This window comes from Pandoraea iniqua (assembly GCF_902459685.1).
Classification (GTDB): Bacteria; Pseudomonadota; Gammaproteobacteria; order Burkholderiales; family Burkholderiaceae; genus Pandoraea; species Pandoraea iniqua.
Window position 1 is genome coordinate 12835 of the sequence record NZ_CABPSF010000008.1, and the last position, 21728, is coordinate 34562.

16 protein-coding genes are annotated in these 21728 nt (G+C 63.6%); 15 read left to right on the forward strand and 1 reads right to left on the reverse strand.

The genetic code is table 11. The features are described 5' to 3' along the window. Window positions 1-6: 6 nt before the first annotated feature. The 12 genes from PIN31009_RS22510 (at window position 7) to lpxC (ending at window position 15489) form a co-directional block, all read left to right on the forward strand. Entirely contained in the window at window positions 7-1545 is a 1539-nt protein-coding gene (locus tag PIN31009_RS22510) for a UDP-N-acetylmuramoyl-L-alanyl-D-glutamate--2,6-diaminopimelate ligase (RefSeq protein WP_150791747.1), read from the forward strand. Next, window positions 1542-2951 carry a UDP-N-acetylmuramoyl-tripeptide--D-alanyl-D-alanine ligase gene (locus PIN31009_RS22515; protein ID WP_150791645.1) on the forward strand — a complete coding sequence of 470 codons (1410 nt, stop codon included), beginning with the start codon at window positions 1542-1544 and terminating at the stop codon, window positions 2949-2951. The genes PIN31009_RS22510 and PIN31009_RS22515 overlap by 4 nt, the downstream gene beginning before the upstream one ends. A gap of 15 nt (window positions 2952-2966) precedes the next feature. Continuing rightward, window positions 2967-4136 (forward strand): phospho-N-acetylmuramoyl-pentapeptide-transferase, encoded by a 1170-nt coding sequence (mraY, locus tag PIN31009_RS22520; RefSeq protein WP_058376197.1) that lies wholly within the window; start codon window positions 2967-2969, stop codon window positions 4134-4136. Between the two features lie 126 nt (window positions 4137-4262). After that, window positions 4263-5786: a UDP-N-acetylmuramoyl-L-alanine--D-glutamate ligase gene (murD, locus tag PIN31009_RS22525; RefSeq protein ID WP_150791646.1), complete on the forward strand. Its 1524-nt coding sequence runs from the start codon at window positions 4263-4265 to the stop codon at window positions 5784-5786. Beyond that, complete coding sequence (gene ftsW, locus PIN31009_RS22530) at window positions 5783-7051, forward strand: putative lipid II flippase FtsW (protein WP_150686152.1); 1269 nt, start codon at window positions 5783-5785, stop codon at window positions 7049-7051. The genes murD and ftsW overlap by 4 nt, the downstream gene beginning before the upstream one ends. Then, entirely contained in the window at window positions 7048-8151 is a 1104-nt protein-coding gene (gene murG / locus PIN31009_RS22535; protein WP_425495507.1) for an undecaprenyldiphospho-muramoylpentapeptide beta-N-acetylglucosaminyltransferase, read from the forward strand. Before ftsW ends, murG begins: the two co-directional genes overlap by 4 nt. A gap of 1 nt (window position 8152) precedes the next feature. Further along, window positions 8153-9562 carry a UDP-N-acetylmuramate--L-alanine ligase gene (murC, locus tag PIN31009_RS22540; protein WP_150686153.1) on the forward strand — a complete coding sequence of 470 codons (1410 nt, stop codon included), beginning with the start codon at window positions 8153-8155 and terminating at the stop codon, window positions 9560-9562. A 1-nt stretch (window position 9563) separates the two neighbouring features. After that, window positions 9564-10547, forward strand: a complete 984-nt coding sequence (locus tag PIN31009_RS22545; RefSeq protein ID WP_084656438.1) for a D-alanine--D-alanine ligase — start codon at window positions 9564-9566, stop codon at window positions 10545-10547. Window positions 10548-10597: 50 nt separating this feature from the next. After that, a complete protein-coding gene (locus PIN31009_RS22550) occupies window positions 10598-11434 on the forward strand; it encodes a cell division protein FtsQ/DivIB (protein WP_150791647.1) in 837 nt (278 codons plus the stop codon). A gap of 22 nt (window positions 11435-11456) precedes the next feature. Beyond that, window positions 11457-12689, forward strand: a complete 1233-nt coding sequence (gene ftsA, locus PIN31009_RS22555) for a cell division protein FtsA (RefSeq protein ID WP_010806905.1) — start codon at window positions 11457-11459, stop codon at window positions 12687-12689. Window positions 12690-12805: 116 nt separating this feature from the next. After that, complete coding sequence (gene ftsZ / locus PIN31009_RS22560) at window positions 12806-13996, forward strand: cell division protein FtsZ (RefSeq protein WP_058376191.1); 1191 nt, start codon at window positions 12806-12808, stop codon at window positions 13994-13996. A 578-nt stretch (window positions 13997-14574) separates the two neighbouring features. Further along, window positions 14575-15489 (forward strand): UDP-3-O-acyl-N-acetylglucosamine deacetylase, encoded by a 915-nt coding sequence (gene lpxC / locus PIN31009_RS22565; protein ID WP_058376190.1) that lies wholly within the window; start codon window positions 14575-14577, stop codon window positions 15487-15489. A gap of 125 nt (window positions 15490-15614) precedes the next feature. Here lpxC and PIN31009_RS22570 read toward each other — a convergent pair whose 3' ends face one another. Further along, complete coding sequence (locus tag PIN31009_RS22570; protein WP_174996241.1) at window positions 15615-16082, reverse strand: DciA family protein; 468 nt, start codon at window positions 16080-16082, stop codon at window positions 15615-15617. Window positions 16083-16388: 306 nt separating this feature from the next. Between PIN31009_RS22570 and secA the strand changes: the two genes are divergently transcribed. The 3 genes from secA (at window position 16389) to PIN31009_RS22585 (ending at window position 21685) form a co-directional block, all read left to right on the forward strand. Continuing rightward, the gene (gene secA / locus PIN31009_RS22575; RefSeq protein WP_150686156.1) at window positions 16389-19184 is read left to right on the forward strand and encodes a preprotein translocase subunit SecA; all 2796 of its coding nucleotides are present in this window, start codon (window positions 16389-16391) and stop codon (window positions 19182-19184) included. 167 nt (window positions 19185-19351) lie between these two features. Next, window positions 19352-20581 carry a bifunctional glutamate N-acetyltransferase/amino-acid acetyltransferase ArgJ gene (gene argJ / locus PIN31009_RS22580; protein WP_150791648.1) on the forward strand — a complete coding sequence of 410 codons (1230 nt, stop codon included), beginning with the start codon at window positions 19352-19354 and terminating at the stop codon, window positions 20579-20581. Window positions 20582-20806: 225 nt separating this feature from the next. Further along, the gene (locus PIN31009_RS22585) at window positions 20807-21685 is read left to right on the forward strand and encodes an ATP-binding protein (protein WP_058376186.1); all 879 of its coding nucleotides are present in this window, start codon (window positions 20807-20809) and stop codon (window positions 21683-21685) included. The last annotated feature ends 43 nt before the right edge of the window (window positions 21686-21728 follow it).

Genomic DNA, 21728 nt, shown 5'->3' on the forward strand with positions numbered 1-21728 from the left:
CTGGCGATGATCGCCAACGCCACCGAGCGCGCCACGCTGGCACAAGCTTGGGACTGGCTGCGCCGCACGGTGCCGGCCGGTGCCGTCCTGCATGCCGACAGCCGTCGCGTCGGGCCGGGCGATGTGTTTGTCGCCTATGCGGTCAAGGGCGCCGACAGCCGCGGTTTCATTGCCGATGCGGTGGAACGTGGCGCTGCGGCGGTGCTGTGGCAGAGCGACGATTTCGCGTGGCCGTCAGGCATCGCCAATCTCGGTAATGTGCCGCAGTTCGGCGTGCCGCGACTCGATTGGCTGGCTGGCCCGCTGGCATCACTGTGGTACGGCGAGCCGAGCGTCGGCATGACGATGCTCGGTGTCACGGGCACCAACGGCAAGACGTCGTGCAGCCAATGGCTCGCGCAGTTGCTGACGAAGGCGGGCACGCGCAGTGCGGTCATTGGTACGTTGGGCAGCGGCTTTCCCGGCCATCTGACGGTCACCGGCTTCACGACACCCGACGCCGTGCAGTTGCAGCGCAGTCTTGCCGATTTGCGCGCACAAGGCGCGGCGGCGCTCGCGATGGAAGTCTCGTCGCACGGTCTCTATCAGGGGCGCGTGAACGGCGTGGCCTTCGACGTCGCCGTGTTCACCAATCTGACGCAAGACCATCTGGACTATCACGGCACGATGGCCGAGTACGAAGCGGCCAAAACGCGCTTGTTCGACTGGCCGGGTCTGAAGTCTGCGGTGATCAATCGCGACGATGCGATGGGCCAGCGCCTGCTCGCACGTCTGAAAGGCAAGACGCCGGTCTACGAATACGGTCTGCATGGTGATGCGGCGTCGGCGCACGGTAACACCCTGCTGCGTGCCGAAGACATCCGCGCGACGACCATCGGTACGCGCTTCACGCTGCATATCGACGGCCATAGCCAGCAGATCACGGTGCCGTTGATCGGCGAATTCAATATTAGTAATGCGTTGGCCGTGTTGGGCGCTGCGCTCGCCGCCGGTGTGCCGCAGGATGCCGCGATTGCCGCACTCGCCTCGCTGACGCCGGTGTCCGGACGCATGGAACAAATCGGTCAGCCCGGGCAGCCGCTCGTGGTGATCGATTACGCGCACACGCCTGACGCGCTCGACAAGACGCTCGCCGCGTTGCGTCCGGTGGCCGATGCCCGTGGCGGCAAGCTCGTCTGCGTGTTTGGCTGCGGTGGCGATCGCGATGCGGGCAAGCGGCCGCAGATGGGTGCGGTGGCCGAGCGTCTGGCCGACGCGATCGTCCTCACGAGTGACAACCCGCGCAGCGAAGTGCCTGCCGAGATCATGGCGCAGATTGCTGCCGGTCTTGCGCAGCCCGACGCCGCGCGCCGCATCGAAGACCGCGCGAGCGCGATTCTGCAAGCCGTGCGCGGCGCGCAGGCCGCCGACGTGGTGTTGATTGCGGGCAAAGGGCACGAAAGTACACAGGAAATCATGGGCAAGAAAAAGCCGTTCTCCGATCAGGAGCATGCGCGTCTGGCACTTGCCGCGCGTGCAACGACCGTGCGCGGAGGTGGCGAATGAGCATGTGGCAACTGAGCGATGCGCAGGCCGCCGTGGCCGATTCTCAAGTGCTGGGTTCGGTGGCGACGGCGTTTGCCCGCATCGTGACCGACAGCCGCTCGGTGCAGCCGGGCGATTTGTTCGTGGCGCTCAAGGGCGAGCGCTTCGATGCGCACGACTTCCTCGCCGACGTGGTGCGCGCCGGTGCGGCCGCCGTGGTGGCCTCGCGCGTGCCTGACGGTTTCGAGACGCCGGCATTGCTTGTCCCCGACACGCGTATCGCGCTGGGCGAACTGGCGGCCGCGTGGCGTCGACGCTTCGCGATTCCGGTCGTGGCCGTGACGGGCAGCAACGGCAAGACGACGGTCAAGGAAATGATCTCGGCAATCTTCGCCGAGGCGGTCGGTGTCGAAGGCCGGCTGGCAACGGCGGGCAACTTCAACAACGACATCGGTTTGCCGCTGACGCTGTTCCGCCTCAAGGACAGCGACAAGCTCGCCGTGCTTGAACTGGGCATGAATCATCCGGGCGAGACGGCCTATCTGGCGCGCATTGCGCAGCCGACGGTGGCTGTCATCAATAACGCGCAGCGCGAGCATCAGGAATTCATGGTGAGCGTGGCCGCCGTGGCCGAAGAACATTCGGCCGTGCTGGCGGCGCTGCCGGTCGATGGCGTTGCCGTCTTCCCGGCGGAAAGCGAATTCGCACCGATGTGGCGGGAGATTGCCGACGCACCCGGCACCAAGCGCCGCGTGCTCGACTTCGCACTCGATGCGCGCGCGGCCGTGTCCGGCCGCTACGACGTGGCCACCCGCGTGCTGCGCGTGGCGTCGTCCGCCGGCGAATTTACGGTGAAGCTGCCGCTGCTCGGCGAGCACAACGCCCGCAACGCGCTGGCCGCGATTGCATGTGCGCTCGGCGCACATGTCGATATTGGTTCGATCGTGCGGGCACTCGAAGCGTTTTCTGCCGTCAAAGGCCGTCTTAACGTGTCGACGCTCTCGAAGGGGCCGCTCGCCGGCGTCACGCTGATCGACGACACCTATAATGCGAACCCCGATTCGGTCCGGGCCGCCATCGACGTCCTCGCTCAAACCCCTGCGCCGCGCGTGCTGGTGCTGGGCGACATGGGCGAAGTCGGCGACAACGGTCCCGAGTTTCATCGGGAAGTCGGTGAATACGCGGCACAACGCGGCATCGACGTGTTGATGACGCTGGGTGAACAAACGCAGGACACAGTCACGGCATTCGGCGACGGCGGCGAGCATTTCGCGGACGTCGCACCGCTGGTGGCGGCACTGAACGCGACGCTGAGTGCGCCGGCGACGGTGCTGGTCAAAGGATCCCGCTTCATGCGGATGGAGCGCGTGCTGGAAACACTGCGCGCTACGAGTGAAACCGGGGGCGGCGACGCCCCGGCTAAGTAAAAAAGGATTGATGGAATGTTGCTGACGTTGGCGCAATGGCTGCAAGCGGATGCGAGCTATTTGCGCGTGTTCAACTACCTGACGTTTCGGGCCGTGATGGCAAGCCTCACGGCGCTGGTGATCGGGCTCTCGTTCGGGCCGATGGTCATCCGCAAGCTCGCCGAAATGAAGGTGGGTCAGGCCGTGCGTACTGATGGCCCGCAGACTCACCTGATCAAGTCGGGTACGCCCACGATGGGCGGGGTGCTAATTCTGATCGGCATTACCGTCGCGACGCTGCTCTGGGCGGATCTGAGCAACCGTTTCATCTGGATCGTGCTGATGGTCACGCTGGGCTTCGGCATCATCGGCTGGATCGACGATTACCGGAAGGTGGTGTTCAAGGACCCGCGCGGCATGTCGTCGCGCGAGAAGTATTTCTGGCAATCGATCATCGGTTTGTTCGCCGCCATTTATCTGGCGTTCTCGGTGTCCGAGACGAGCAACCTGAAGGTTTTCGAGCTGTTTATCAGCTGGGTGCGTAACGGCTTCCCGCTCGATTTGCCGCCGAAGGCCGACTTCATCGTGCCGTTTTTCAAGACGATGAGCTACCCGCTGGGCGTGTTCGGATTTATTGCGCTCACGTACTTTGTCATCGTCGGCTCGTCCAACGCCGTTAACCTCACCGACGGTCTCGATGGGCTGGTGATTATGCCGGTGGTGCTGGTCGGTGCGGCGCTCGGCGTGTTCGCTTATGTGATGGGCAACGTCGTCTACTCGAAATACCTGCTGTTCCCGCATATTCCGGGCGCGGGCGAGTTGCTCGTGTTCTGTTCCGCGATGTCGGGGGCCGGGCTCGCGTTCCTATGGTTCAACACCCACCCGGCGCAGGTCTTCATGGGCGACGTGGGCGCGCTGGCACTCGGCGGCGCTCTCGGCACCGTGGCCGTGATCGTGCGTCAGGAAGTCGTGCTGTTCGTGATGGGCGGCGTGTTCGTGGCAGAAACCCTGTCGGTGATGCTGCAAGTCACGTGGTTCAAGTACACGAAACGACGGTTCGGGGAAGGGCGGCGCATCTTCAAGATGGCGCCGTTGCATCACCACTTCGAACTGTCGGGCTGGAAGGAAACGCAGGTTGTGGTGCGCTTCTGGATCATCACGCTGATGCTGGTACTGATCGGCTTGTCGACGCTGAAGCTGCGCTAAGGCGGTATCAAGCCGCAAAAAGTCGTAAAGCGCTAAAGGTAGGGCCGCTCACGCCGATAGTGGGAGATCGGCGGCAAAGAAGCGATGCATTCGTAGGTTGTTTGAATCGATAAAAGGAAGAGCGACGTGTTTGGCGAGAAGTTTGGTGAATCCTGGCAACCGCGTGTCCTGATCCTGGGTCTGGGAGAGTCCGGCCTGGCGATGGCACGTTGGTGCGCGCGTTACGGCTGCCGCGTCCGTGCGGCAGACACGCGCGCGTTGCCGCCGAGCGCGCCGAATGTCGCCACGCTGCACGCCGAAGCCCCGCAGGCCGAGTTTGTCGGCGGCGCGTTTGCCGATCGCATCGACCCGTTGCTCGACGACATCGAACTGATCGGCATCAGCCCGGGCCTCTCGCCGCTCGCGTCCGATGTGACAGCGCTGCTGGCCGAGGCCGCCGAGCGCGGCATTCCCGTGTGGGGCGAAATCGAATTCTTCGCGCAGGCGCTGCGTCATATGCAGGCGACCAGCGGCTACGCACCGAAGCTGCTCGCGATCACCGGCACGAACGGCAAGACCACGACGACGAGTCTGACCGGTTTGCTGTGCCGTCGCGCCGGCAAGCGCACGGCCGTGGCGGGCAACATCAGCCCGTCGGCGCTCGATCGTCTGACCGAGTGCATCGCCGACGCGACGTTGCCCGACGTCTGGGTGCTTGAACTCTCCAGCTTCCAGCTCGAGACCACGCACTCGCTCGCCCCCGACGCGGCGACCATTCTCAATATCACGCAAGACCATCTGGACTGGCACGGCGACATGGATTCGTACGTTGCCGCCAAGGCCCGCATCTTCGGGCCGCAGACCGTTCGCGTGCTCAACCGCGACGATTCGCGCGTGATCGCCATGGCGTCGCCCGAGGCGAGTATCGTGACGTTCGGCACGTCGGCCCCCGATGCGGTGGGCGACTACGGTCTGGAGATGGAAGGCGGCATGTGGTGGCTGGTGGAAGGCATCACCCGCGACGATGCCCCGCCCGCGCCGAAGCGCCGCAAGGCCAACGCCGAGCAGGCCGTTGTCGAAGTGTTCGGCAAGCGCCTGATGCCGTCCGATGCCCTGCGCATTCGCGGCCAGCACAACGCGTCGAACGCGTTGGCGGCGCTGGCACTCGCCCGCGCGATCGATCTGCCGATGGCGAAGCTGCTGCATGGCCTGCGCGAATACCCGGGCGAGCCGCATCGCGTGCAACTCGTGGCCAGTATCAACGAAGTCGAGTACTACGACGACAGCAAGGGCACCAACGTCGGTGCCACGGTCGCCGCGATCACCGGTCTGGACAAGAAGCTGGTGCTGATTCTGGGCGGCGAAGGCAAGGGGCAGGACTTCTCGCCGTTGGCCAATCCGGTGGCGCATCACGCGCGCGCCGTGTTCCTCATCGGGCGCGACGCCGGTTTGCTGCGCGAAGCCCTGACCGACACCGGCGTCGATCTGATCGACGCGCCGACGCTCGAAGACGCCACGCGCGAAGCCGCCAAGCTGGCCCAGCCGGGCGACGCGGTGGTGCTCTCGCCCGCGTGCGCAAGTTTCGACATGTTCCGTAACTACGAGCATCGTGCGCAGGTATTTCGCGACACCGTCATTGATCTGGCCGCCGACGCGGGGGTGATGCTATGAATCGTCTCAAGTCGTTCTTCAGCAAGAAGCGTCAGGCGGGGTTTGCCGGCGCGGGTACGGCCACGGCACCCGGCGCGGCAACCACGGCGGCGAGCCGCACGCTGGGCAGCATCAAGCCCACGCGCTCGCGCATGCTCGAATACGATCACGCGCTGATGTGGGTGGTGATCACGCTGCTCTCGCTCGGTCTGGTGATGGTGTACTCGGCATCGGTCGCACTGCCCGATTCGCCCAAGTACAACGGCTACTCGACGTATCACTTTCTCGGCCGACACATCGTGTCGCTCACGATCGGGCTGACGGCGGCTGTCATTACGTTCCGCATTCCGGTCAAGACGCTCGATAAGCTCGCGCCCAAGGTCTTTTTGCTCGCGCTGCTGCTGCTCATCATCGTGCTGATTCCGCACGTGGGTAAGGGCGTGAACGGCTCGAAGCGCTGGATTCCGTTTGGCGTGTTGAACCTCCAGCCGTCGGAAATCATGAAGCTCGCGGTGACGCTGTACGCCGCGAACTACACCGTGCGCAAGCAGGAATTCATGCAGAGCTTCGGCAAGGGCTTCTTGCCGATGGGCATTGCCGTGGTGTTCGTGGGTCTGTTGCTGCTGCTCGAACCGGACATGGGCGCGTTCATGGTGGTGGCCGCCATCGCCATGGGCATCTTGTTCCTCGGTGGCGTGAACGGCCGCCTGTTCGGCGGTCTGGCGCTCACGGCGGTCGGCACGTTTGCGATGCTGATCTGGCTATCGCCATGGCGTCGCGAGCGGATCTTCGCGTATCTCGACCCGTGGCGCGAAGACTACGCGCTCGGCAAGGCTTATCAGCTGACGCACTCGCTCATCGCGTTCGGTCGCGGCGAATGGACCGGCGTGGGGCTGGGCGGCAGCATCGAAAAACTGCACTACCTGCCCGAAGCGCATACCGACTTCATCCTCGCCGTGATCGGTGAGGAGTTCGGCTTCGTGGGCGTGCTGGTGGTGATCCTGCTCTTTTACTGGCTGGTGCGCCGCGCGTTCGAAATCGGCCGTCAGGCACTGGCCCTCGAACGTACCTTCGCCGGCTTGCTGGCCAAGGGCGTCGGCGTGTGGCTGGGTGCGCAGACCTTTATCAACATGGGCGTGAATCTGGGCCTGCTGCCGACCAAGGGGCTCACGCTGCCGCTGGTCAGTTACGGTGGCTCGGGCATCTTGCTCAACTGTGTGGCCGTGGCGATTTTGCTGCGGGTGGATTACGAGAACCGCGTGCTGATGCGGGGAGGAAAAGTATGACCGAGCGCGCTACCGCGATGCCGGCACCGGAGAAGAAGACACGCACGCTGCTGGTCATGGCCGGCGGCACGGGCGGTCACGTCTTTCCGGGCCTCGCGGTTGCCAATTTCTTGCGCGTGCAGGGCTGGCGCGTGGTGTGGCTCGGCAATCCGAACGGCATGGAAGCGACGCTCGTGCCGAAGTACGACATTCCGATGGAGTTCGTGAAGTTCGGCGGGCTGCGCGGCAAGGGGCTGATGACTAAGCTGCTGCTGCCGCTGAACCTGCTGCGCGCCTTTGCGCAAAGCTTCGCGGCGGTGCGTCGCGCCAAGCCGAACGTGGTGCTCGGCATGGGCGGTTACATCACGTTCCCGGCGGGCATGATGGCGTCGCTGCTGGGCCGCCCGCTGGTGCTGCACGAACAGAACTCGGTGGCGGGGCTGGCGAACAAGGTGCTCGCGCGCGTGGCAGACAAGGTGCTGCTGGCGTTCCCCGACACGATCGAGCGCGGCGAGTGGGTGGGTAACCCGATTCGCGCCGATTTCGACGACATGGCGCCGCCGGCTGAGCGTTACGGTGCCCGTACCGGCCCGCTGCGCATCTTGGTGGTGGGTGGCAGTCTGGGCGCGACGGTGCTCAACGAGATCGTGCCGAAGGCGCTGGCCAAGCTGCCGCGCGAGACGCGTCCGCAGGTCACGCATCAGGCCGGCGTTAAGCATATTCAGACGTTGCAGGCGAATTACGCCGCAGCGGGGGTGACGGTCGAAGCGCTGCCGTTCATCGACAACATGGTCGAGGCCTATGCCGCAGCGGATCTGGTGATCTGCCGGGCGGGCGCGATGACGGTGGCCGAAGTGGCCGCTGCCGGGGTGGCGGCGCTGTTCGTGCCGTTCCCGCATGCGGTCGACGATCACCAGACGACCAATGCGCGTTTCCTCGCCGATAAGGGCGCGGCAACGCTGATCGATCAGCGCGAGCTGTCGGTCGAGACCCTGGCCGAGTGGTTGCGCCGTCAGACGCGCGAATCGCTGCTCGCGATGGGAGAGAAAGCCAGGGCGCTCGCTAAGCCGGACGCCACCGAACAAGTGGCGCGCGTGTGCGCGTCCCTGGCCAAGGATTGAAATGAAACACATCGTCAAACACATTCACTTTGTCGGCATCGGCGGCTCAGGTATGAGCGGCATTGCCGAGGTGCTGCTTAACCTGGGGTATCAGGTCAGCGGCTCCGATCTCGGCGACAACGCCGTGACGCAGCGCCTCGTGGCGCTTGGCGCACGCGTCGCCCGCGGCCATGCGGCCGAGAACATCGAAGGCGCGGACGCCATCGTGGTGTCGACCGCCATTACGGCAGACAACCCCGAAGTGCTCGCGGGCCGTGCCCGTCAGATTCCGATCGTGCCGCGCGCGCTGATGCTCGCAGAACTCATGCGTCTGAAGCAGGGCATCGCCATTGCCGGCACGCACGGCAAGACCACGACGACGAGTCTGGTGGCCAGCGTGCTGGGCCAAGGCGGGCTCGATCCGACCTTCGTGATCGGCGGCCGCCTGAACAGCGCGGGCGCCAACGCTAAGCTCGGCACGGGTGACTTCATCGTGGTCGAGGCCGACGAATCGGACGCCTCGTTCCTGAATCTGAATCCGGTCATCGAAGTCATCACGAACATCGATGCGGATCACATGGACACGTACGGGCACGACTTCGCGCGGCTGAAGCAGTCGTTCGTGGCCTTCACGCAGCGCCTGCCGTTCTACGGGATTGCAGTGCTGTGCGTGGACGACCCGAACGTGCGTGAAATTCTGCCGTTCGTCTCGAAGCCGATCGTGCGCTACGGCTTGTCGGAAGACGCGCAGGTGCGCGCTATCAACGTGCGCGCCGATGCCGGGCGTATGTGCTTCACCGTGCTTCGCACGTTCGGCGACGGTGCGCCGCCGCTGGATATCACGCTGAATCTGCCGGGCGAGCACAACGTGCGCAACGCGCTGGCGGCGATTGCGATTGCGACCGAACTCGAAGTGCCCGACGCCGCGATTCAACAGGCGCTGGCCGAATTCAACGGTGTGGGCCGTCGTTTCCAGCGCTACGGCGAAATCGCCCTGCCGCAAGCGAACGGTGGCGGCACGTTCACGCTGATTGACGACTATGGGCATCACCCGGTCGAGATGGCGGCGACGCTCGCTGCCGCACGGGGTGCGTTCCCGGGCCGTCGCATCGTGCTGGCGTTCCAGCCGCATCGCTACACGCGTACGCGTGACTGCTTCGAAGACTTCGTGAAAGTGTTGTCCGAAGCCGATGCCGTGGTCCTCGGCGAAGTCTATTCGGCGGGCGAAGCGCCCATCGTGGCCGCCGATGGCCGCGCACTCGCGCGCGCGTTGCGGGTGGCGGGCAAGGTAGAACCGGTTTTTGTGGAAGACGTCGCGCTGTTGCCCGACGCCATTTCGCAGGTCGCCCGCGCGGGCGACGTCGTCATCACCATGGGTGCCGGCTCGATCGGCGCGGTGCCCGCGAAGTTGCAAGTTCAGCAAGGAGTTTGACGTGAGTGCTTTCGATCCGAAACGTTTTGGCAAAGTTGGCGTCCTGATGGGCGGACGCTCGGCCGAGCGTCAGATCTCGCTGATTTCGGGCAACGGCGTGCTCGAAGCCCTGCGCTCGCGCGGGGTGGATGCCCACGGTTTCGATACCGGCATGCATGACTTGGCCGCGCTGGCCGCGCAGAAGTTCGACCGCGTGTTCATCGCGCTGCACGGCCGCTACGGTGAAGACGGCACGTTGCAGGGCGCGCTCGAACATCTGGGCATTCCGTACACCGGCAGCGGCGTGTTGGCGTCTGCGCTGGCGATGGACAAGGAAATGACCAAGCGCGTGTGGATCAACGAAGGGCTGCCGACGCCCCGCTTCACGATGCTCAACGCCGACAGCGATTTCGACGCCGTGGCGCGCGATCTCGGCCTGCCGCTGATCGTGAAGCCGTCGCGCGAAGGTTCGACCATCGGTTTGACGAAGGTCACTGAGGCGTCGCAACTGAAGGCGGCGTTCGAGAAGGCCGTCGCGCTTGATCCGGACGTGCTCGCCGAAGAGTTCATCGACGGTGACGAGTTGACCGTGCCGGTGCTCGGCGTGGGCACCAAGGGGGCCGCCGCGGCGCGTGCGCTGCCGGTGATCCGTATCGTCGCGCCGGACGCGAACTACGACTACCAGAACAAGTATTTCAAGGACGACACCCGCTACGAGTGCCCGCCGCCGTTGTCGGTTTCGTTGCAGGAAGAGGTGCAGCGCATCGTGTTGCGCGCGTACCTGGTGCTGGGTTGCCGTGGCTGGGCGCGTGCCGACGTGATGCTGCGCAAGCGCGACAACAAGCCGTATCTGTTGGAGATCAATACGTCGCCGGGAATGACCGGCCACTCGCTGGTGCCGATTTCGGCGCGGGCGGCGGGCCTGTCGTATGAAGACCTGGTGGTTGAAATTCTGGCAACTGCGACGCTCGATCTGCATCCGAACGCGCAGTGGAAACCTGAGTGACATCTTGAATAACGCGTTGAAGAACGCCCTGATACGGAAAGCGAATCGCCATGTGGCAAAACGTACGCCTGCTCAACGCCATCGCGAGTGCGCTCGTCGCACTCGTCGTGCTGGCGGCGCTCGCGGCGGGCGGCCATTGGCTGATTCAGCGACCGATCTTCACGCTCAAGGCGATTCAGATCGACGGGGATGTGGCGCACATCAACGGACCGACCTTGCGTGCGAATGCGGTGTCGCGGTTGAAGGGCAACTTCTTCACGATCGATCTGGATGCCACGCGCGCGGCGTTCGAAGCGGTGCCCTGGGTGCGTCATGCGAGCGTGCGTCGGGTATGGCCGAACCAGCTCGCGGTGTCGATCGAGGAGTACAAGCCGCTGGCGACGTGGAACGACGGCCGTCTGGTGAGTGTGGACGGCGAACTGTTTGCGGCAAATCTGGCCGAAGCGGAGGACGACGGCAAGTTGCCGGAATTCGCCGGTCCGCCGGGCAGCGAGAAAGATGTGACGGCGCGGTACTACGACTTCGTGAAGTGGTTCGCGCCGCTGAATATGAAACCCGAAGCGGTCACGCTGTCGAACCGCTACGCCTGGGGCGTGCGTTTGGCAGGGGGGCTGCAACTGGCGCTGGGACGCGAGCGTACGCCCGAGACCCTCGTCACGCGCAGTCGTCGTTTTGTGCAGGCGTATCCGCAGGTAGCGGCGCGCTGGGGCAATCAGATCGAGTATGCCGATCTGCGTTACCCGAACGGTTTTGCGGTACGGGCAGCGGGGATGCGTTTCTTGAGCGAAGAGCAGGCCAAGAAACTCGCCGCCGCCCCGCCGCAGAAGCGGGATTCGCAAAAGCCGGCAGCGAAGAAGTCTGCCGCCCCGGTGAAGCGAAGCCAGTGAGACTTCAGGACTTACACACGCTATGAGCAAAGATTACAAAGATCTGTTGGTCGCCCTCGATATCGGCACGTCGAAAGTCGTGGCGGTGGTGGCCGAGCTGCGCCCTGAAGGCCGTTACGAAGTGATCGGTCTCGGCCAGAGTGAATCGCGGGGCCTGAAGAAGGGCGTCGTGGTGAACATCGAGGCCACCGTGCAATCCATTCAGCGCGCGCTTGAAGAAGCCGAGCTGATGGCCGACTGCAAGATCACCAACGTGTTCACGGGCATTGCCGGCAGCCACATCCGCAGCTTCAATTCGAGCGGCATGGTGGCGATCAAGGACAAGGAAGTGACGCAGGCCGATGTGGCGCGCGTCATCGAGACGGCCAAGGCGATCAACATTCCGACCGACCAGCAGGTGCTGCATATCCTCACGCAGGAATTCATCATCGACGGTCAGGAAGATGTACGCGAGCCGATCGGCATGAGCGGCATCCGTCTCGAAGTGAAGGTGCACATCGTGACCGGCGCCGTGTCGGCCGCACAGAACATCGTGAAGTGCGTGCGCCGCTGCGGTCTCGAAGTGAACGACCTGATTCTGCAACCGCTGGCATCGAGCATTTCGGTGCTGACGGAAGACGAGAAAGAACTGGGCGTGGTGCTCATCGATATCGGTGGCGGCACGACCGATATCGCGATTTTCAGCGAAGGCGCGATTCGCCATACGGCGGTCATTCCGATCGCCGGTGACCAGATCACGAGCGACATCGCGATGGCCGTGCGCACGCCGACGCCCGACGCGGAAGACATCAAGATTCAGCACGGTATCGCCAAGCAGTCGCTGGCCGATCCGGACGAAATGATCGAAGTGCCGGGCCTTGGCGAGCGCGGTCCGCGCACGCTCTCGCGTCAGGCACTGGCGGCCGTGATCGAGCCGCGCGTGGAAGAACTGTTCTCGCTGGTGCAGCAGGTCGTGCGCGAGTCGGGCTACGAAGAACTGCTGTCCTCGGGCATCGTGCTCACGGGCGGCGCCGCGATGATGCCGGGCATGGTCGAACTGGGCGAGGACATCTTCCTCAAGCCCGTGCGTATCGGCGTACCGGAGTATGCGGGCGGCTTGGCCGATGTGGTGCGCAGCCCGCGTTACGCGACCGCGATGGGCCTGCTGCTCGAAGGGCGCTCGCAACGCATGCGCGGCCGCAAGGTCGCCGTGCAATCGGGACAAGCGAACCAGGTGTGGACGCGCATGCGCGACTGGTTCTTCAGCAATTTTTAAGTCGTTTTATTGAGTTGTTTGAGGGGTGTGGATTCGGTGTTGAACCCACGAGCGGCTTACCCGAGCGGCGCGTGATCAGGCAGTGCCGGATCTGTTTTTAATTCACTGGAGGCGCTATGAACTTCGAAATGTTGGAAACGGAAACCAACGGCACCATCATCAAGGTGGTGGGTGTTGGTGGCGCTGGCGGCAATGCCGTCCAGCACATGATCAACCGCGGTGTACAAGGCGTGGAATTCATCGCCATGAACACGGACGCGCAGGCACTGGGCCGCTCGCAGGCCTCCGTCAACATCCAGCTCGGCAAGACCGGTCTGGGTGCTGGCGCGAAGCCGGAGATGGGCCGTGCCGCAGCGGACGAAGCGCGTGAGCGCGTCGCCGATGCTCTGCGTGGTGCACACATGGTGTTCATCACCGCCGGTATGGGCGGCGGTACGGGCACGGGCGCGGCACCGGTGGTCGCACAGATCGCCAAGGAGATGGGCATTCTGACGGTGGGTGTGGTCTCCAAGCCGTTCGAGTTCGAAGGTGGCAAGCGCATGCGCGTGGCCGAGACGGGTGCGCAAGAGCTGGAAGACAACGTCGACTCGCTCATCGTGGTGCTCAATGACAAGCTGTTCGAAGTCATGGGCGACGATGCCGAGATGGACAAGTGCTTCCAGTGCGCCGATGACGTGCTGCACAACGCCGTGGCCGGTATCGCCGAAATCATCAACGTCGACGGTTTGGTGAACGTCGACTTTGAAGACGTGAAGACGGTGATGGGCGAGCAGGGCAAGGCCATGATGGGCACGGCGACGGTTGCCGGTGTCGATCGTGCACGTCTGGCCGCCGAGCAAGCCGTGGCAAGCCCGCTGCTGGAAGGCGTGGACCTGTCGGGCGCGCGTGGCGTGCTGGTCAACATCACGGCCTCGCGCTCGCTGCGTCTGTCGGAAACGCGTGAAGTGATGAACACCATCAAGAGCTATGCCGCCGAAGACGCGACCGTGATTTTCGGTACCGTCTACGACGACAAGATGGGCGATGCACTGCGCGTGACCGTGGTCGCAACGGGCCTGGGCCGTGCTGTGGCGAAGAAGGCCGCTGCACCGATGACGTTGCTCAAGACCGGTACCGACAACATGCCGATCGCGACCGGCCATGTGCCGAACGTGGGTCAGGCCAGCGGTACGGATTACGGCGCGCTCGATACGCCGGCCGTGTGGCGCAGCACGCGCGAGACCGCAGCCTCGCACGTTGCCGCGTTGCAGGAGAAGGGTGTCGACACGTACGACATTCCGGCCTTCCTGCGCAAGCAAGCCGACTGACAGGGTTGCGCGCGGGCCGGGTGCCAGTGCCTGGCGCCGCCGCACCTTGGGAATCGCGAGACCTACGCAGGTCGTCGTGAGGACTCGTCGCCGCCCTATGAACCATACCTTTCGGTGTGGGGAAGGCGCGCCGCAGTACGAGTCTGAAAGGCGATACGGCAAGGTTGTTACGTGGGTTGATGTCTCGTTGTTGCGACAGCCAGAGTCGCATGAGAGGTCAACGCGTGACAGATGACGGGCGTTACGGGTAAGCGTCTGTTATCCCTGACCCGGTCTCGCGGGTCTGTCCCCCGGCCACCGCGGCATGCCTCCGTCGCGGTGGCCGGGGTGCCCTGCACCAGCGCGTCGATGTTCTAGGATGAACGTTGAAGGGCGCGAGGGGCCCCCGAGAGGTAATGGCCTTCGCTGAAATGCGAAATGGCTTGTTTCGTATGACGGGATATTCGGAATGTGTATCCGTGAGGCACAATCCAAAATGTTTAGTAACGAATCGTTGTGTTTGTGGCACAGCGATGAAGGCGCCGATCTGATATAATTCGATCTATGGTCATTAGCGTCTGATAGTTTTAATAAATAGCATGCTCAAGCAGCGCACTCTCAAATCCATCGCCAAGACAGTCGGCATCGGCTTGCACTCCGGTCGCAAGGTCGAGTTGTCGTTGCGTCCGGCGCCGCCGAACACCGGCATCGTCTTTTGTCGCACCGATCTGAATCCCCCCGTGGAGATTCCGGCGTCGGCGATGGCGATCGGCGACACGCGTCTCGCGTCGGTGTTGCAGAAGGATGGTGCGCGTGTTTCCACCGTGGAACACTTGATGTCGGCATGCGCAGGGCTGGGCATCGACAATCTGTACGTCGATGTGACCGCCGAAGAAATTCCGATCATGGACGGCAGCGCTGCAACGTTCGTCTTCCTGATCCAGTCGGCCGGCATCGAAGAGCAGCCCGCCGCCAAGAAATTCATCCGTGTGACCAAGCCGGTCGAGATTCGCGAAGGCGACAAGTTCGCCCGCCTCGATCCGTTCGAGGGCTTCAAGCTCAAGTTCACGATCGATTTCCGTCACCCGGCGGTGGACCGCACCGGTCAGGCGCTCGAAGTCGATTTCGCCGAAACGTCCTACGCGAAGGAAATCGCCCGTGCCCGCACGTTTGGTTTCGCGCATGAAGTCGAAATGCTGCGTGAGCTGGGTCTGGCCCGTGGCGGCAGCATGGACAACGCGATCGTGCTTGACGAGTACCGCATCCTGAACAACGACGGCCTGCGCTACGACGACGAGTTCGTGAAGCACAAGATGCTCGACGCGATCGGCGATCTGTATGTGATCGGTCACCCGCTGCTGGCGTCGTACACGGCGTACAAGTCGGGCCACGGTCTGAACAACCAACTACTGCGCGAGCTTCTCGCGCAGGAAGCGTTCGAAGTGGTGACGTTCGAGCGTGCCGAAGACGCACCGCGCGGCTTCCAGTTCGAACCGCAAACGCAATTCGCATAATTTACGCACACGTTACGTGCCGCACCGCTAGCCGGTGTGAATGTAACAAAACGAAAGCGCCGGTTTTCCGGCGCTTTTTTATTTGACGCGCAACAAGTTTCGGTCGCGTCTGATGACCGCAAAGCTCACGGCTTGCGGGTGCCACCGTAAGAGTGCCGTGCCACCAGCCGCGCCAGCGCATCGCGCAGCGGCGACGGCTCCAGCGAATCGCGCAGATCACGCAGACTCACGAGACCTTGCCGCGGCAGGCGGGCTTCCTTGGGCGGTTTGGGTGGCTCCGGCGCGGTGATGCTCACGCGGATTTTAATCGTGCGAATCAGCCAGCCGCGCTTGGCGAGGCCTTCGATCAACGAGGGGGTCTGCTGACGCAGGCGCGCGGCCAGTGCGTTGTTGGCAACGAGAAAGACGAGGGCCCCATCGCGCGGCGGCGAGAGTCGCACACTCGCGGTGAGCGGCGCCGGCAGCAACGCGTGCACATCGCGCTCCAGCCGGCCGAGTTGTTCGGCGGCGGCCAGCAACGACCCCGCACCGTCAGATGCGGATAACAGGGCGTTCAGCGGGCGGGCAACACGAGGTGCTTTGCGTCGTTTCATATGGTGAGACAGAGAATGCCTCATATTCTACCCCGCGATCGGGCGTGGACCCGGCGAGAAGCGAGAAACCAAGGCTGTGCGCGATGCCATGGCGCCCGGGCGTATCACCGCAGCATGCTAGAATCCTTTTTTTAGAACAGGTATCGAACCGGCACGTGGCAAGCCTGCCAAATGCTGGTGACCCGCAGTGCGCAGGCGCGTCGGGCGGTCCGGATGTCACGGGGGGATTTTCGTGGCGCTCGGACCTTGTTCCTTTGACCGTCCGCACGCTTGCGAACGACATTTGCCGCCCTAACCAGTGATCCGATGATTCCCGGTCTTCTCAAAAAAGTATTTGGCAGCCGCAACCAGCGGCTCATCAAGCAGTACCAGAAAACCGTTGCGGCGATCAACGCGCTCGAGCCGCAGATCGCACAGCTGAGCGACGAGCAACTGCGTGGCAAGACTGAGGAATTCAAGCAACGTATCGCCCAAGGGGCGAGCGTCGACTCGCTGCTCGTCGAAGCTTTCGCCGTCTGCCGTGAAGCAGGCAAGCGCGTGCTGAAGATGCGTCACTTCGATGTGCAGCTGATCGGCGGTATGGTGCTGCACTTCGGCAAGATCGGCGAAATGCGCACGGGTGAGGGCAAGACGCTCGTTGCCACGCTGCCGGCCTATCTGAATGCACTCTCGGGTAAGGGCGTGCACGTTGTGACGGTCAACGATTATCTGGCCCAGCGCGACGCCGAGTGGATGGCCCGCCTGTACAACTTCCTCGGTCTGTCGGTGGGTATCAACCTGTCGCAGATGCCGCACGATCAGAAGCAGGCCGCTTACGCTGCCGACATCACGTACGGCACGAACAACGAGTTCGGCTTCGACTACCTGCGCGACAACATGGTCTACGAGACCGAGCAGCGCGTGCAGCGAGCTCTGAACTACGCCATCGTCGACGAAGTGGACTCGATCCTGATCGACGAAGCCCGTACGCCGCTCATCATCTCGGGTCAGGCCGAAGATCACACCGAGTTGTACGTCAAGATGGATCGCCTGCCGGCGATGCTCGAACGTCAGATCGGTGAAGAGAAGGCCGACGGCACGGGCGTTGAAGTGCCGGGCGACTACACGCTCGACGAGAAGGCACGTCAGGTGTTCCTGACCGAGCGCGGTCACGAGAAGGCCGAGCAACTGCTCGCCGAGTGGGGCATGATCGCCGAGGGCGACAGCCTCTACGCACCGCAGAACATCACGCTGATGCACCACGTGTATGCCGCCCTGCGCGGTCACACGCTGTTCCACAAGGACCAGCACTACGTGGTGCAGAACGACGAGATCGTCATCGTCGACGAATTCACGGGCCGTCTGATGTCGGGCCGTCGCTGGTCCGAAGGTCTGCATCAGGCCGTGGAAGCGAAGGAACACGTCACGATCCAGCACGAGAACCAGACGCTCGCCTCGATCACGTTCCAGAACTACTTCCGCATGTACGCCAAGCTCTCGGGCATGACGGGTACGGCGGATACCGAAGCGTTCGAATTCAACGAAATCTACCGTCTCGAGACGGTGGTGATCCCGACCAACCGTCCGCCCAAGCGGATCGACCGTCAGGATCAGATCTACAAGACCTCGAAAGAGAAGTACGACGCGGTCATCAAGGACATCCGCGATTGCGTCGAGCGTGGCCAGCCGGTGCTGGTGGGCACGACCTCGATCGAAACCTCGGAATACCTCTCGCAACTGCTCACGCGTGAAAAGCTGCCGCATCAGGTGCTCAACGCCAAGCAGCACCAGCGTGAAGCCGAGATCGTGGCGCAGGCGGGCCGTCCGGGCGTGATCACCATCGCGACCAACATGGCCGGTCGTGGTACCGACATCGTGCTGGGTGGCAACGTCGAGAAGCAATCGGCGTTCATCGAAGCCGACGAGAGCGTGTCGGAAGCCGACAAGCAAAGCCGCATCAAGCAATTGCAGGACGAGTGGCAAGGGCTGCACGAGCAAGTGAAGACCGCTGGCGGTCTCCACATCATCGGCACCGAGCGTCACGAGTCGCGCCGTATCGACAACCAGTTGCGCGGCCGTTCGGGCCGTCAGGGCGACCCGGGTTCGTCGCGTTTCTATCTGTCGCTGGAAGATCCGCTGCTGCGCATTTTTGCGGGCGACCGCGTGCGCGCGATCATGGATCGCCTGAAGATGCCCGAAGGCGAAGCCATCGAAGCCGGCATCGTCTCGCGCTCGATCGAATCGGCACAGCGCAAGGTCGAAGCGCGTAACTTCGACGTGCGTAAGCAACTGCTCGAGTACGACGACGTGGCCAACGATCAGCGCAAGGTGATCTACCAGCAACGTAACGAACTGCTCGAAACGCAAGACGTCTCCGAGACCATCGCCGGCATGCGCCAGAGCGTGTTCGAAGACATCGTGCGTGCCTACGTGCCGGCCGGTACGGTGGAAGAGCAGTGGGACCTGAAGGGTCTCGAGACGACGCTGCGCGAAGAGTGGCAGCTCGACCTGCCGCTGCAATCGCGTATCGAAGGCGCCGACGAGATCGACGACGAGGACATCCTCAAGGAAGTGCTCGAAGCCGCCGAGGCCGCCTACAACGCCAAGATCGATCAAGTGGGCCGCGAGTCGTTCTCGGGCTTCGAGCGTTCGGTCATGCTGCAAAGCGTGGACTCGAACTGGCGCGAACACCTCGCCGCGCTCGACCACCTGCGTCAGGGTATCCATCTGCGCGGTTACGCACAGAAGAACCCGAAGCAGGAATACAAGCGCGAAGCGTTCGAACTGTTCTCCCAGTTGCTGGAAACCATCAAGCTGGAAGTCACGCGCGTGATCATGAACGTGCGGATTCAGTCGCAGGAAGAGCTGGAGCAGGCGACCGAATCGCTCGAAGACAACGCGGGTGGGCTGGTCAACATCGAGTTCAAGCATGACGAACTCGAGACCGTGGGCGGTGAAGGCGAAGTCGACGAGGACGCCGGGCGTCCGGTGGTCGCGGCGATCGCCTCGGCTGCTGCTGCGGTGGCCGGTGGCGACGATCTGCTGCCGAAGGTCGGCCGCAACGATCCGTGCCCGTGCGGCAGCGGCAAGAAATTCAAGCACTGCCACGGCAAACTGTCTTAAGATGTGAACCGAGCGACGCGGCGCCGACCAAAAATCGGCGCCGAGTCGTTTGTGGCGCCGGTACTTGCAGTCTCCGGCCGCACCGATCAACCGCCGCCCGGGCGGACTGTCGTGCCGACGTCGCCAGGGCGGGAGATGCAACCCTTACCTCTCGCGGGCGAACCCTCATGGCCGTCAATTTCCCCTCGATCGAAGCCTCCCAATTGCGCGCCGTGCCCGGCGTCGAACTGGGTTGGGCCGAAGCCAATATCCGTAAGCCGAACCGCAAGGACGTGCTGGTCATGCGACTGGCCGCCGGCAGCACCGTGTCGGGCGTGTTCACCACGAACCGCTTCTGCGCGGCGCCGGTCACCGTCTGCAAGGAGCATCTGGCCGCACACGCGGGCATTCGCGCGCTGGTGGTGAACACCGGCAACGCCAACGCTGGCACCGGTGAGCCGGGCATGGCCGCGACGCGCGCCACGTGCGATGCGCTGGCCAAGCTGCTGTCGGTTGCGCCGAACCAGATTCTGCCGTTCTCCACGGGCGTGATTCTCGAGCCGCTGCCGGTCGATCGTCTGGTCGCAGGGCTGCCGCAAGCCATTGGCAATCTCGCACCGGCGCACTGGTACGAAGCCGCTCAATCGATCATGACCACCGACACGCTGCCGAAGGCCGCCTCGCGTGAAGTCGTGATCGACGGCCAGACCATCGTCATGACGGGCATCAGCAAGGGCGCCGGCATGATCAAGCCGAACATGGCGACCATGCTCGGTTTCGTCGGCACTAACGCCCGCGTGGCACAGCCGGTGCTCGACGCGCTGGTGAAGTACGTGGCCGACCGCTCGTTCAACGCGATCACCATCGATGGCGATACCTCGACGAACGACTCGTTCATCGTGGCCGCCACGGGCCAGACCGAATTGCCGGAAATCAGCAGCACCGACACGCCCGCTTTTGCTGCCCTGCGCGACGCACTGCTGTCGATCTCGCAGGAACTGGCGCAACTGATCGTGCGCGACGGTGAAGGCGCCACCAAGTTCATCACCGTGACCGTCGAAGGCGGCCGCGACGTGGCCGAGTGCCGTCAGATCGCTTATGCCATCGGCCACTCGCCGCTGGTGAAGACGGCGTTCTTCGCGTCGGACCCCAATCTGGGCCGGATTTTGGCCGCCATCGGCTATGCCGGCGTGAACGATCTGGACGTCAGCAAGATCGACCTGTATCTGGACGACGTGCTGGTCGCCCGCGCTGGCGGCCGTAACGCCGACTATCGCGAGGAAGACGGTCAGCGCGTGATGAAGCAAAGCGAGATCACGGTGCGCGTGGTGCTGGGTCGCGGTGACGCGGCAGCAACGCTGTGGACCTGCGATCTGTCGCACGACTATGTGAGCATCAACGCGGACTACCGCTCCTGAGCCCCGACGCGACAGCCCTTGTCTTCCACCGGAGACGAGGGCTGTCGGCGACATCGATGCGTGCCCGACCGGCACGGGCGATGCGCCGTTCGAGGTGCCGGTAACAATGCGCCGGCAGGCAGGTCGCCGATGGCACGAGCGTCGGGGCCGATAGCGAAGGGAAACGACAACACCGAACGACGAGACATCGACTGGCGTTTTCTCGCCAGCGCAAGGATTCGAAGCATGGACAAGCTGGAGCAGTTCCTCACGCGCGCCGAAGGCGTGCTGGCCCGACTGGAGGCGATGTTGCCGCCGGCCACGCCCGAGATCGACTGGAATGCGGCAGTGGCGTTTCGCTGGCGCAAGAAGCAGGGACGCGGGTTCCTGCAACCGGTCGCGCACGTCTCGGAAATCACGCTGGGCGATTTGCAGAACATCGAGCGCCAGAAGGGCTTGATCGAACAGAACACGCGCCAGTTCGTGCGCGGTGAGCCGGCCAACAACGTGCTGCTCACGGGCGCACGCGGCACCGGCAAATCGTCGCTGATCAAGGCCTGCCTGAATCAGTATGCGAGCGAGGGCCTGCGTCTGATCGAAGTCGACAAGGACGATCTGGTCGATCTGGGCGACATCGTCGACCTGATTTCGGCGCGTCCGGAGCGCTTCGTGGTGTTTTGCGACGACCTGTCGTTCGAGGACGGCGAGTCGGGCTACAAGGCGCTGAAGGTTGCGCTCGACGGCTCCATCGCCGCGCAATCGGACAATGTGCTCATCTACGCGACGTCGAACCGCCGCCATCTGTTGCCCGAGTACATGAAGGACAACGAGACCTATCGCCACACCGACGACGGTGAGATTCATCCGGGCGAAGTGATCGAAGAGAAGATCTCGCTGTCCGAGCGTTTCGGCCTGTGGGTAAGCTTCTATCCGTTCAAGCAGGACGACTATCTGAGCATCGTCGGCCACTGGCTGCAACACTTCGGTGTGCCGGCCGACCAGCTTGAGAAAGCGCGCCATGAGGCGCTGATCTGGGCGTTGGAGCGCGGTTCGCGCTCGGGGCGTGTGGCGTTCCAGTTTGCGCGCGATTGGGCGGGCAAGCTCAGCGGCGCGGCGGCGTCCTGACGCCTTTTCAAGTCCGACAACAGACCCGCAAAAAAGCCGGGGC

What these genes read in the sequence shown, in the direction of transcription:
- PIN31009_RS22510 (WP_150791747.1), top strand. Translation starts at nt 7, where the DNA reads ATGATCGCCAACGCCACCGAGCGCGCCACGCTGGCACAAGCTTGGGAC.
- PIN31009_RS22515 (WP_150791645.1), top strand. Translation starts at nt 1,542, where the DNA reads ATGAGCATGTGGCAACTGAGCGATGCGCAGGCCGCCGTGGCCGATTCT.
- mraY (WP_058376197.1), top strand. Translation starts at nt 2,967, where the DNA reads ATGTTGCTGACGTTGGCGCAATGGCTGCAAGCGGATGCGAGCTATTTG.
- ftsW (WP_150686152.1), top strand. Translation starts at nt 5,783, where the DNA reads ATGAATCGTCTCAAGTCGTTCTTCAGCAAGAAGCGTCAGGCGGGGTTT.
- murG (WP_425495507.1), top strand. Translation starts at nt 7,048, where the DNA reads ATGACCGAGCGCGCTACCGCGATGCCGGCACCGGAGAAGAAGACACGC.
- murC (WP_150686153.1), top strand. Translation starts at nt 8,153, where the DNA reads ATGAAACACATCGTCAAACACATTCACTTTGTCGGCATCGGCGGCTCA.
- PIN31009_RS22550 (WP_150791647.1), top strand. Translation starts at nt 10,598, where the DNA reads ATGTGGCAAAACGTACGCCTGCTCAACGCCATCGCGAGTGCGCTCGTC.
- ftsA (WP_010806905.1), top strand. Translation starts at nt 11,457, where the DNA reads ATGAGCAAAGATTACAAAGATCTGTTGGTCGCCCTCGATATCGGCACG.
- ftsZ (WP_058376191.1), top strand. Translation starts at nt 12,806, where the DNA reads ATGAACTTCGAAATGTTGGAAACGGAAACCAACGGCACCATCATCAAG.
- lpxC (WP_058376190.1), top strand. Translation starts at nt 14,575, where the DNA reads ATGCTCAAGCAGCGCACTCTCAAATCCATCGCCAAGACAGTCGGCATC.
- PIN31009_RS22570 (WP_174996241.1), bottom strand. Translation starts at nt 16,082, where the DNA reads ATGAAACGACGCAAAGCACCTCGTGTTGCCCGCCCGCTGAACGCCCTG.
- secA (WP_150686156.1), top strand. Translation starts at nt 16,389, where the DNA reads ATGATTCCCGGTCTTCTCAAAAAAGTATTTGGCAGCCGCAACCAGCGG.
- argJ (WP_150791648.1), top strand. Translation starts at nt 19,352, where the DNA reads ATGGCCGTCAATTTCCCCTCGATCGAAGCCTCCCAATTGCGCGCCGTG.
- PIN31009_RS22585 (WP_058376186.1), top strand. Translation starts at nt 20,807, where the DNA reads ATGGACAAGCTGGAGCAGTTCCTCACGCGCGCCGAAGGCGTGCTGGCC.